Raw genomic sequence first — 12,335 nt, forward strand, 5'->3', positions numbered from 1 at the left:
TCTTTACAAGGATAGCAGACATGAAGTGATTTTTCATCACAAATAAATACCGAATTGCTGAATTTCATTTGCATTTTCACGGTACAAACGATAATATAAAGTATAAGGAAGTCTTTTTAATGGAGGGATATTATTGATTCCAGAGGTGACTGAAACTCATCGTGAAAAAGCTTATGCCCTTCTGAAGGCTGATGCTGCCAAAATACACAAGCTTATAGAAGTGCAGATAGAGAATTTGACAATGCCACAATGCCCTCTATATGAAGAGGTTCTGGATACACAAATGTTTGGTCTTTCAAGAGAAATTGATTTTGCTGTACGCTTAAATTTAATTGATGAGCATGAAGGTAAAGCTCTTCTCGAAAATTTGGAAAGGCAGCTCAATAGATTGCATGAGGCAGCACAGAATTCTGTGTAATGATTTTGTTTGGTGCAGTAAAAACTTTGCCTGATTGGATAGCGGCAAGGTTTTTTTATTTAACCGCCTGTAACATTTAATGTAGCAGATGATTGGTGCAATGTGATATACTATTGTAAAAATTATGTTATACTAATCATTATTTTCTCCTTCATCTGCTATGAGTACATATTCTGGGGAGAAGTAAGATGATAAGGAAATTAAAGGATTATGATTTTACGCTAATGATTACACCAGTACTTTTAGCGGCGTTCGGGATTGTCATGATCTATAGTGCAAGTATGGTGTTAGCAGTGGTTGAGGGATATGAAAGCACCCATTATCTGGTGAGGCAAATCCAATGGTTTTTTCTGGCGATGGTGGGATTTACCCTGACAAGTGCTTTCCCGTATAAGTATTATCAAAAACTGATTAAGATCATGATTTTAATTATTGTTGTCTTGTTGATTGGCGTACTTTTTTTCGGCAGCACTGCCAACAATGCCAGATCGTGGTTCGACTTTGGACCGGTCAGTCTGCAGCCAGCAGAATTTGCTAAACTGGGACTGATTATTTACCTCGCTTCTGTTTATTCAAAAAAACAAGCTTATATTAACGAGTTTAATCGAGGCGTACTGCCCCCGTTAATACTGACTGCAGTTATTTTAGCTTTAATCGTACAGCAGCCTGATATTGGAACAGCTGCGATTATATTTTTAATTGCCTGTTCTGTCATATTCAGTTCGGGAGTCCGTTTTAAACATCTATTTATTCTCGTATTTGTCGGGCTGGCGCTGGTTGCATTCGCCATTCCCAGTATGATAACTGATGAACGGATCAGCCGTTTTGCCGGTGCTTTTCAACCCTTTGAAGATCCGGATGATGATGGTTATCATTTAATTCAATCTTATCTGGCGATTGGCAGTGGCGGCCTGACTGGAGAGGGACTCGGGCAGAGTATTCAGAAGCTTGGGTTTCTTCTGGAGCCGCATACCGACTTTATCATGGCAGTGATTGCTGAAGAGTTAGGGTTTATAGGTGTCGTAATTGTGGTGGGTATGTTATCCATTATTGTATTGCGGGGATTGTTTATCGCCAGGAAATGTTCCGACAGTTTTGGTTCATTACTGGCAATTGGCATTTCATCAATGGTGGGGATTCAAGCGTTTATTAATTTAGGCGCCATCAGCGGTATCCTTCCAATTACAGGTGTTCCGCTTCCATTTGTCAGTTACGGCGGTTCATCACTTCTGGTTATGATGGTCGCTATGGGAATCATGAATAACATAGCAAAATTTGTAAAACAGAAAGAGCAGGAACCTGTACCTGCAAATACAGAGGATTCCGAAATGAATATATACCGTACCAGAGGAGGAAAAACATGGGAGAGAGAAAACAGATCAATAAGGTTCTAGTTGCTAATCGCGGAGAAATTGCCATTCGAGTTTTTCGTGCATGCACCGAACTGAATATCCGCACAGTTGCCGTCTATTCAAAGGAAGATATCAGTTCCTACCATCGATATAAGGCTGATGAAGCGTATCTTATCGGTAAAGGTAAAAAGCCGATTGATGCTTACCTGGATATTGAAGGCATTATTGAACTTGCCAAGAATGTAGATGTTGATGCCATCCATCCGGGTTACGGATTTTTATCGGAGAACATTGAATTTGCGAGACGCTGTGAAGAAGAAGGCCTCATTTTTATTGGACCGACCAGTGAGCATTTAAATATGTTTGGTGATAAAGTGAAGGCGAGAACACAGGCCATCAACGCAGGATTACCTGTTATCCCGGGAAGTGATGGTCCTGTCTCCTCACTGGACGAGGTGAAGGCATTTGGGCAGCAGCATGGTTATCCGATCATCATTAAGGCATCATTGGGAGGCGGCGGCCGCGGCATGCGAATTGTCCGAAATGAACAGTCGCTTCATGAGGCTTATGACCGGGCAAAATCCGAAGCAAGAGCTGCATTTGGCAGTGAAGAAGTATATGTGGAAAAATTAATCGAAAATCCGAAACATATTGAAGTGCAAATGATTGGTGACAATCATGGGAATACCGTCCATTTATTTGAGCGTGACTGCTCGGTACAGCGCCGGCATCAAAAAGTGGTTGAGGCTGCCCCGAGTGTGTCGTTGCCGGAAAGTTTAAGATATGAAATCTGTCAGGCTGCAGTTGACCTGATGCAAAATGTAAGTTACGTGAATGCCGGAACCGTTGAATTTTTGGTAACAGAGGATACTTATTACTTTATTGAAGTCAACCCGCGCGTTCAGGTCGAACACACCATTACAGAAATGATTACCGGTGTTGATATCGTTCAGACACAAATTAAAATAGCAGCTGGTCGAAATATCCATGATGATTCCATCGGTATTCCGCAGCAGAAGGATATTACGACACTCGGCTACGCCATCCAGTCGAGGGTAACAACTGAAGATCCGCTGAATAACTTTATGCCGGATACCGGGAAGATGATGGCATACCGGACAGGCGGCGGCTTTGGTGTTCGTCTTGATGCAGGGAACGGCTTTCAGGGAGCAGTCATTTCACCGCACTATGATTCATTACTTGTCAAAGTTTCTACGTGGGCGCTGTCATTTGAACAGGCTGCACAAAAAATGGTCAGAAACTTAAAAGAATTCCGGATCCGCGGAATTAAAACGAATATACCGTTTTTGGAAAATGTTATTTCACATGAACAGTTTCTCTCGGGTGAGTACAGCACAACGTTTATTGACCAGTCGCCGGAGTTATTTGTGTTCCCGAAACGAAAAGACCGTGGGACCAAAATGCTGACATATATCGGGCATACAACCGTGAATGGCTTTGAGGGTATTCCGAAAAAAGAAAAGCCATCTTTGGTCCCGCCACCAATACCCAAGGTTAATCAACAGGAGAAAATACCTGCAGGGACAAAACAGATTCTTGATGAACATGGTCCGGAATATTTGGCAAATTGGCTGAAAGAACAACATAACGTATTGTATACCGATACAACATTCCGTGATGCTCATCAATCATTGCTTGCAACACGGATCAGAACAAAAGATTTAGTGCAGATTGCAGAACCGACTGCCCGATTATTGCCACAGCTGTTCTCTGTGGAAATGTGGGGAGGAGCGACATTTGACGTTGCATATCGTTTCCTCAAAGAAGATCCATGGCAGCGGCTGTTAAAACTGCGTGAAAAAATGCCAAATGTATTACTGCAAATGTTGCTGCGAGCAAGTAATGCCGTTGGATATAAAAACTATCCGGATAATCTGATTAAAGAATTTGTTGAAAAGAGTGCGACTGCTGGAATTGACCTGTTCCGGATTTTTGACAGTCTGAATTGGGTGGAAGGAATGAAACCGGCCATCCAGTTCGTACGGGAAAATGATAAAATAGCTGAGGCATCTATGTGTTATACAGGCGATATTCTTGATGTCGGACGTTCAAAATATGATCTAGATTATTACAAAAATCTGGCTAAAGAACTGGAACTATCAGGTGCGCATATTCTCGGTATTAAAGATATGGCAGGACTTTTAAAACCTGAAGCTGCCTACCAGCTTATTTCCACATTGAAGGAAACGGTTGATGTGCCGGTTCATCTGCATACACATGATACAAGCGGCAATGGTGTTCATATGTATGCACGGTCAATCGAAGCCGGGGTGGATGCGGTTGATGTTGCCAACGCTCCAATGGCCGGAATGACATCACAGCCAAGCGCTCAGTCATTATATTATGCACTAGAAGGAACGAGTCGTCAGCCGGAATTAAATATTGATGCCTATGAAAAATTGTCCCATTATTGGGAAGGTATCCGGGAACATTATCAGGATTTCGAAAGCGGTTTGAAAGCACCACATACCGAAATTTATTTTCACGAAATGCCTGGCGGTCAGTACAGTAATTTAAGGCAGCAGGCAAGAGCTGTTGGGCTGGAAGAACGCTGGAATGAAGTGAAGGCAATGTTCAGACGGGTTAACGATATGTTTGGTGATATTGTTAAAGTGACACCTTCTTCAAAAATTGTTGGCGACATGGCATTGTTCATGGTGCAAAACAATTTGACAGAAGATGATATATACGAACGGGGAGAATCAATTGATTTTCCGGAATCGGTCATTGAGTTTGCACAAGGGTACATTGGACAGCCTTATCAGGGATTTCCAAAAGACTTGCAGCGAATCATTTTAAAAGGGAAGGAATCTATTAACGTGCGTCCGGGCGAGTTACTTAATCCGATCGATTTCACCCAAATGCGTGATTCGCTGTTTAAATCACTTGATCGACAGATAACGGATTTTGATCTGATTTCCTATGCACTTTATCCAAAAGTGTTTATGGATCATCATAAGTTCCATGAATCCTATGGAGACATTTCCGTACTTGATACGTTAACTTTTTTCTATGGTATGAGATTAGATGAAGAGATTGAGGTGGAAATTGAACAGGGGAAAACCTTGTTTGTCAAATTGATGTCTATTTCCGAACCCCGATCAGATGGAACACGCGTCGTCTATTTCGAATTAAATGGCCAGGCACGGCAGGTTGTTGTAAAAGATGAAAGTGTCAAGTCGACAATTGAAACTAGACCCAAAGCTGATCAAAACAACGAAAAGCAAATAGGGGCCACGATGCCGGGAACAGTTGTAAAAGTTATTTGCAACAAAGGTGATGCAGTCCAAAAAGGTGATCACCTGTTAATCAATGAAGCCATGAAGATGGAAACAACAGTCCAGGCTCCGTTTACCGGTGTCATAAAAGACGTTTACGTCAAAAATGGAGATAGCATTGCAGTTAATGATCTGCTGATAGAATTTGAGTAAGGAAAAAGAGGCAGGGACAAAAGGATATTAGCCAAAGATAAATCCGAACGATGATTCCACTATGATTGGAACAGTTCGGATGTATCTTTTGAGGTATTTTTGAAAATTTGTTGCGAATGATCGATAAACGGAGAAGTCACTTGGTCTGCTTGCTTCCATGCTTTTGTTGGTGAGTGCATGATTGTCGCATTTTTCCGCAGCTTAGAATCGTGTTCAATGAATATGTTCTATAAGTTCTTTTCTTTCAGCAAACAGCACCCCAACATGAACGGAGGCAGCATACGGGGACTCCTAATGGGAACAACACGAGCCGAAAACCCCGCAGGAAAGAGGTTTTTGCTTTACGAGGACTCCCTGCCCTGTTGTTTGTTAAGTAAAAACGCCTGAGCTGATTCCGTCAATTTGACCTAATAACCTCCGACCTCTGGAAAGATGAGAACGAGCCTTGATTTTTTCTAATGATTGGCACTTCTGGTTGCCAATAAAACAAAATAACTGAGCATTGCAAAGTAAATGGATATGACAAGTGCATGCATTAAGGCAATTCCGAGGTTCAGCATGGTGAAAATAATCATCGCCCCGAAAAAAACTTGCAGTGTGATGAGTGATGCTGTTGTAATCCAGCCCCAATACATAACCCGATTATTCCAGTAGTATTTTACCATTCTAATAGCGAATACAATGGTCCATACAAACAGAATTGCTGCAGCTAACCTGTGTCCCATCTGAATCCATTGGGCAAAAGTGTAATCTGAGAATGAAAGCGGTGAAATATTGCTGCAGAATGGCCATCCGCCACACGCCATGCTCGCTTCAACATGACGTACCAATGCCCCTGTATAGACCACGAAAATGGTGTACAAAGTTATGGCATATATTTCGATTCGGTGTTTCTTTTGAATGGTCAATGTTGCTGCATCAAATTTTGTATCAATCTCAAAGATTAATAACATCAACAGAAACACTGCTGCAAACGAGATGAGTGAGATCCCGAAATGAGTTGCCATGATAAAATCGGACTGATTCCACATAACTGCTGCAGCCCCGATCAGCGCCTGCAAAAACAGGAAGAATGATGACATGAATGCAAGAAATTTCACTTCACGTATATGCCCGATAAATACCCATGACAGAATCGATAACCCTAAAACAACAAACCCCATTATGCCGGAGACCAGGCGGTGGCTTAGTTCAATAATAAGTTCGGGTGTTATCTCTGACGGGAAGAGCTGTCCCTCACAAAGCGGCCAGCTTGCCCCGCATCCCATACCGGAACCGGTCTTTGTGACAAGAGCACCCCCGATTAAAACAAATACCATTCCCAATGAAGCAACTACAGAGAGCCACTTTAACGTTTTAATCATAAGATTGCCTCACTTTATGTCAAGTAATGTTGGTACGCTTATATCATAATATGCCAAATCTAAACCAGCAACTGAAATTTCTGTGACGTTTCACATCTTACCACGATTTTCCCGCATTTTCACGATAGAGATATGAACAGCCATTACTTACCCCTTTATGGAACGTTGAAGTGGTGGATTGCTGCATATATCGGCCTTATAGTCGAAATTGATCAGGCTGCTTTCCTGCAAAAGTGAATTGGCGGAGATTCACATCTGTTGATAATAAAAAAACTCTTGCATTGTTTACCGTTGTTTGCTAGAAATATTGTAGGGGATATTTGCTTGGCTTCATACCTTTACAACTCGCCGTCATGGGAAAAATACATATATTGGATGTGATCTGTTAAAGGCTGTCTTAGCCTTTCATTTTATTTTAGGAAGCCATTTCACAAATTTGTCACATTTATACCCATGTGATGAATGCGATAATGAGTATAGCTAATAGATCGTATTCAGATTCCATGATACAATTAGGATAATCTCAAGGATATTTTTGGAATACTTAGGTATGATAAGTAATATGCCTGTCATTTATTAAGTGAGTGCCTTTTGTTGGGATGAAAAGGGGGGATAATGATAATGGACAAAGTGGAGACAACTTCTTCACCGATAATTGACAATTCAGCTGCTACAAAGAGGAAGGCTGCGACATTTTTTGCAGACTTTAAATCACTGACAAAAGTAGGGATTGTGAATTCAAATCTAATCACAACATTTGCCGGTTTCTGGCTGGCGATCTATTTCACAAATGCCTCTTTTATAGCTAATTGGGATGTTTTTCTGTTGACGATGGCGGGGAGTGCACTGGTAATTGCAGGCGGATGTATGATGAACAATTGGTATGATGCCGACATTGACCCTGTCATGTCGAGGACAAAAAAACGTCCGACGGTTACAGGCAGCATACCACTTAATCGTGTTCTCGCGATGGGGATTTTGTCTACCGTCCTGGGTCTCGTTCTGCTGATGCTTACGACCATCCAAGCAGCTTTGTTTGCTTTTGCAGGCTGGTTTATTTATGTGTTTTTGTATACGATGTGGTCCAAACGCAGGTACACGCTTAATACGGCGATTGGCAGTTTTTCAGGTGCAATGCCGCCGTTAATCGGGTGGGCAGCTGTTGACCCGGGACTTCACATGACAGCTTTCGTGTTATTTCTGATTATGTTTATTTGGCAGACGCCGCACTTTCTTGCGCTGGCCATGAAAAAATCGAAGGAATATAAAGCTGCTGCCGTACCAATGCTACCTGTAGTATATGGTTTTGAAATAACGAAACGTCAGATTTTCGTATATATTGCATGTTTATTGCCATTGCCGTTTTTGATGGCATCATTGGGTACAGCATTCATAATCATTGCTACAATACTGAATGTCGGATGGCTCGCTTTGGGCATCAGTGGGTTTTTTACGAAAAATGATTTGAAATGGGCGAATACGATTTTTATCTATTCCTTGAACTATTTAACGATTCTTTTTTTTATGATGGTTGTCGTAACACTTGAATTCCCCTTCAGTTAAGTTTGTTCATATGCGTACAACAACTATATAAAGCAGTAATAAGAAGAAAGAGAGGTATGAATACATGAAAGGTTGGATGGGAAAGCTCCGGGCGATTTGCCTGTTAGGGTTAACGGCACTTGTCCTTTCAGCATGTGGTAAAGAGAACTTGACTGCTCTTGATCCAAAAGGGTACGGATCAGATCAATCACTCTATTTAATTATCCTGACTACCATTGTTATGCTGTTTGTACTTGCGATCGTCATGCTTGTGTATGCAATCGTGCTCATACGCTACCGTAAAAAGAAAGGCCGGGAAGACTATGTTCCAAAACAAGTAGAAGGCAACAAAACATTGGAAACAATCTGGACGATTATTCCGATTGTTTTGCTGCTGATTATTGCAGTACCAACTGTAACAGCTACGTTTGATTTGGCCGATGATTCTGCAGCAAGCGACAATTTGAATATTGAAGTAACTGGTAACCAGTACTGGTGGCATTTTAATTATGAAGGACAGGAAATCCAAACGAGTCAGGATCTGTATATCCCGGTCGGTGAAAAAGTATACTTGAATATGATGTCTTCTGATGTGATACATTCTTTCTGGGTGCCTACTATTTCCGGTAAAATGGATGTGAACCCGGAAAACGAAAATACGATGTATATTGAAGCACAAGAAGAAGGTGTTTATTGGGGAAAATGTGCAGAATTTTGCGGTCCATCTCACTCACTCATGGACTTTAAAGTTGTAGCTGTGAGTCAGGATGAATTTGACCAGTGGGTAGAGGATATGCAGAATGTTGATCCGGAAGCACAGCCTGAAGATGCTGTTGCGCAGGAAGGTGAGGAATTATTCCAGGAAAATAACTGTATGTCCTGTCACTCGGTCGGCTCTTCACCTGCACAAATTGGTCCGAACCTGACGAATTTCGGAGATCGTTCCCAGCTTGCTGGTGTTGAAGATTTGACAAAAGATAATCTTGTCCAGTGGATTACGGATCCGGAGTCGATTAAACCAGGCAATAAAATGACTGGTCAATATCCGGAAGTATCAGAGGATGAGGCAGGAAAAATTGCAGAATATCTATTGCAATTGCAACCATCGGAGATCACACCTGAAAGCGCAGGTAATGAGTAAAAGGGATGGAAGATGTTAAAGGGAGGTAAAAGCTGTGAGTATAGCATCTGCACAAAAAAGGAGCTTCGGCGCTGTATTGTGGGATTATTTAACCACTGTCGACCATAAGAAAATTGCACACTTATATTTGTTCGGCGGCGGTTTTTTCTTCCTGCTCGGCGGTCTCGAAGCCATGGCTATCCGTATACAATTGATTCAACCTGAAAATGACTTTGTCAGTGCAGGTTTCTATAATGAACTTCTTACGATGCATGGAACAACGATGATTTTTCTGGCAGCCATGCCATTGATTTTTGCTTTGATGAATGCGGTCGTCCCGTTGCAAATAGGGGCACGGGATGTCGCTTTTCCTTTTCTGAATTCATTAGGGTTTTGGCTGTTTTTATTCGGCGGTCTCATATTGAACTGCAGCTGGTTTCTGGGGGGCGCCCCGGATGCAGGATGGACTTCATATACACCACTATCGGTTACTTCGCCGGGGCATGGTGTGGATTTCTATGTTCTTGGACTGCAGATTTCCGGAGCCGGTACACTGATGGCAGGGATTAATTTTCTGGTAACAATTATTAACATGCGAGCGCCCGGCATGACATATATGCGTATGCCATTATTCACATGGACGACATTCGTTACAAGTACATTAATTTTATTCGCTTTTCCGGCATTAACAGTAGGATTATTCCTACTGATGTTTGACCGTATGTTCGGTTCAGCGTTTTTCGATGTGACACTGGGTGGTAACTCCATTATTTGGCAGCATCTGTTTTGGATATTTGGGCATCCTGAAGTTTATATTCTGATATTGCCAGCATTCGGCGTATTCAGTGATGTGATTGCAACGTTTTCCAAAAAACGTCTGTTCGGTTATACTGCTATGGTGTTTGCAACAATTCTCATTGCCTTTTTAGGATTTATGGTATGGGCACACCATATGTTTACAGTCGGTTTAGGCCCTGTTGCAAACTCGATTTTCGCAATTGCTACGATGGCAATAGCAGTCCCAACAGGTATTAAAATATTTAACTGGCTTGCTACAATGTGGGGCGGACGCATCACCATCAACTCGCCTATGCTGTGGGCGTTAGGATTTATTCCTTCATTTACGATTGGCGGTATGACTGGTGTCATGGTGGCATCGGTTGTAGCTGACTATCAGTACCACGATACTTATTTCGTTGTTGCCCACTTCCACTACGTCATCGTTGGTGGTGTCGTATTTGGGATTTTGGCAGGACTTCATTACTGGTGGCCGAAAATGTTTGGACGTATCCTGCACGAGGGTATGGGTAAACTGACATTCTGGACCTTTTTTATCGGTTTCCATTTAACGTTCTTTATCCAGCATTTCCTTGGTTTAATGGGGATGCCGCGCCGTTACTGGGTATTCCTTGAAGATCAGGGGCTCGATACAGGAAACCTGATCAGTACAATAGGTGCTTTCTTTATGGCATTCGGTGTGATTGTCTTTGTGGTTAATGCCATTTACACAGCAGCTAAAGGCGAAAAAGCACCTGATGATCCATGGGACGGCCGTACGCTTGAATGGACGATAGCTTCACCGCCTGCTCACTATAACTTTAAACAGACACCACTTGTCCGCGGCCTGGATCCATTGTGGATAGAGAAGATGGAAGGAAAGGGTAATATGACACCTGCAGAACCATTAGGTGAAATTCATATGCCGAATTCATCATTCCTGCCGTTTATGATGTCACTGGGCTTATTTATAGCCGGTTTTGGTTTCATTTATCAGGTGAACTATAACTGGGCATATATTCTGTTGTTTGGTGGTATGGCGATCACATTAGGCTGCATGTTAATCAGATCATTAAAAGATGATCACGGTTACCATATACCAAAAGATGAACTTGAAAGGGAGGCTGACTAATTATGAGTCATGATCATTCCTTGAATCCTGAAACAATGCCGAATGAACCAGAAAAGGCCACGCTTGAAGGAAAAAATAAATTTCTTGGTTTTTGGTTTTTCCTTGGTGGTGAGACCGTCCTTTTTGCATGTCTGTTCGGTACGTATATTACACTGAGAAATTCAACAGCCGGCGGTCCTACATCTAATGAGTTATTTGGACTGGAACTTGTCTTCATTATGACGATTCTGCTTTTGTCAAGTTCGTTGACAAGTGTTTATGCCATGTATCATATGAAAAATAATGACTTTAAGAAAATGCAGTTATGGCTTGGTATTACGGCAATTTTGGGTTTTGGTTTTTTGGCATGTGAGATTTATGAGTTCACACATTATATCCATGAATATGAATTCACGTTCCGGTCATCTGCATTTGGGTCTGCTTTTTATGCATTGGTCGGTTTCCATGGAGGACACGTTACATTTGGCCTGTCATGGTTGATCGCCATCATGATCCGCAATGCTAAACGGGGATTGAACTTGTACAACGCGCCTAAGTTTTACACATTCAGTTTATACTGGCACTTTATTGACGTTGTATGGGTATTTATTTTTACAGTTGTATACCTGATGGGAAAGGTGGGTTAATCCATGACAGAGAACACCAATTCCAATGAGACAAATTCATTTCAAAAGCAGAAGCGTAAGGAAGAAATGCAAAAGCAGCTGATTTCGTTTGCGTTAATGATTGTGTTTACGATTATCGCCTTTGTTGTTGTCGCAACCGGTATGATGGACGGCATGTTTGTCATTCCTATACTGCTGATCCTGGCCATTATACAGGTAGCCTTTCAGTTATACTACTTTATGCACATGAAAGATAAAGACCATGAAATGCCTGCACTAATGATGTATGGGGGCATGTGGGCTGCCATTCTTACAGTGGCTGGATTGGGCGTCATCAGCTGGTGGTAATGCTTTTAAAAGATCGGGAATCATTCCCGATCTTTTTTGCACTTTAGCAATCAACAATCTTCAATGATTAAAAAGTGAGCGAAAAGTGTGACAAATGCTATAGACCCGGGCATGATGTTAGAATGTTTAAGAACATAATTGAACAGCCAATAAAAAAAACGAAATTTTGACGAGAGAAATCGGTTAATCCACGTGTCTATTTGTTTTTAAATTGTCACATTATAA

9 protein-coding genes are annotated in these 12,335 nt (G+C 41.8%); 8 read left to right on the forward strand and 1 reads right to left on the reverse strand.

Annotation, left to right across the window (positions count from 1 at the left end; translation table 11 throughout):
- Positions 1-136 precede the first annotated feature (136 nt).
- The 3 genes from BM195_RS11550 (at position 137) to pyc (ending at position 5,222) form a co-directional block, all read left to right on the forward strand.
- Positions 137-418, forward strand: a complete 282-nt coding sequence (locus BM195_RS11550; protein WP_090238610.1) for an Fpa/YlaN family protein — start codon at positions 137-139, stop codon at positions 416-418.
- Positions 419-606: 188 nt separating this feature from the next.
- Positions 607-1,812, forward strand: coding sequence for a putative lipid II flippase FtsW (gene ftsW, locus BM195_RS11555; RefSeq protein WP_090238190.1), 1,206 nt, complete (start codon positions 607-609; stop codon positions 1,810-1,812).
- Entirely contained in the window at positions 1,779-5,222 is a 3,444-nt protein-coding gene (pyc, locus tag BM195_RS11560) for a pyruvate carboxylase (RefSeq protein ID WP_090238193.1), read from the forward strand. The genes ftsW and pyc overlap by 34 nt, the downstream gene beginning before the upstream one ends.
- A gap of 455 nt (positions 5,223-5,677) precedes the next feature.
- On the opposite strand, the gene BM195_RS11565 is transcribed toward pyc, so the two are convergent.
- Positions 5,678-6,586, reverse strand: coding sequence for a COX15/CtaA family protein (locus BM195_RS11565; RefSeq protein WP_090238196.1), 909 nt, complete (start codon positions 6,584-6,586; stop codon positions 5,678-5,680).
- Positions 6,587-7,207: 621 nt separating this feature from the next.
- Here BM195_RS11565 and cyoE point away from each other — a divergent pair.
- The 5 genes from cyoE to ctaF all read left to right on the forward strand — a co-directional run bounded on the left by cyoE (position 7,208) and on the right by ctaF (position 12,110).
- Entirely contained in the window at positions 7,208-8,149 is a 942-nt protein-coding gene (gene cyoE, locus BM195_RS11570) for a heme o synthase (RefSeq protein WP_090238199.1), read from the forward strand.
- A gap of 64 nt (positions 8,150-8,213) precedes the next feature.
- Complete coding sequence (gene coxB, locus BM195_RS11575) at positions 8,214-9,269, forward strand: cytochrome c oxidase subunit II (RefSeq protein ID WP_090238202.1); 1,056 nt, start codon at positions 8,214-8,216, stop codon at positions 9,267-9,269.
- Positions 9,270-9,303: 34 nt separating this feature from the next.
- The gene (ctaD, locus tag BM195_RS11580; protein WP_090238205.1) at positions 9,304-11,157 is read left to right on the forward strand and encodes a cytochrome c oxidase subunit I; all 1,854 of its coding nucleotides are present in this window, start codon (positions 9,304-9,306) and stop codon (positions 11,155-11,157) included.
- A gap of 2 nt (positions 11,158-11,159) precedes the next feature.
- A complete protein-coding gene (locus BM195_RS11585) occupies positions 11,160-11,783 on the forward strand; it encodes a cytochrome (ubi)quinol oxidase subunit III (RefSeq protein WP_090238207.1) in 624 nt (207 codons plus the stop codon).
- Between the two features lie 3 nt (positions 11,784-11,786).
- The gene (gene ctaF, locus BM195_RS11590) at positions 11,787-12,110 is read left to right on the forward strand and encodes a cytochrome c oxidase subunit IVB (protein ID WP_090238209.1); all 324 of its coding nucleotides are present in this window, start codon (positions 11,787-11,789) and stop codon (positions 12,108-12,110) included.
- The last annotated feature ends 225 nt before the right edge of the window (positions 12,111-12,335 follow it).

Origin of the sequence: Lentibacillus halodurans, assembly GCF_900112045.1 — a bacterium.
GTDB classification, from domain to species: Bacteria; Bacillota; Bacilli; order Bacillales; family Amphibacillaceae; genus Lentibacillus; species Lentibacillus halodurans.

What these genes read in the sequence shown, in the direction of transcription:
- ftsW (WP_090238190.1), top strand. Translation starts at nt 607, where the DNA reads ATGATAAGGAAATTAAAGGATTATGATTTTACGCTAATGATTACACCA.
- pyc (WP_090238193.1), top strand. Translation starts at nt 1,779, where the DNA reads ATGGGAGAGAGAAAACAGATCAATAAGGTTCTAGTTGCTAATCGCGGA.
- BM195_RS11565 (WP_090238196.1), bottom strand. Translation starts at nt 6,586, where the DNA reads ATGATTAAAACGTTAAAGTGGCTCTCTGTAGTTGCTTCATTGGGAATG.
- cyoE (WP_090238199.1), top strand. Translation starts at nt 7,208, where the DNA reads ATGGACAAAGTGGAGACAACTTCTTCACCGATAATTGACAATTCAGCT.
- coxB (WP_090238202.1), top strand. Translation starts at nt 8,214, where the DNA reads ATGAAAGGTTGGATGGGAAAGCTCCGGGCGATTTGCCTGTTAGGGTTA.
- BM195_RS11585 (WP_090238207.1), top strand. Translation starts at nt 11,160, where the DNA reads ATGAGTCATGATCATTCCTTGAATCCTGAAACAATGCCGAATGAACCA.
- ctaF (WP_090238209.1), top strand. Translation starts at nt 11,787, where the DNA reads ATGACAGAGAACACCAATTCCAATGAGACAAATTCATTTCAAAAGCAG.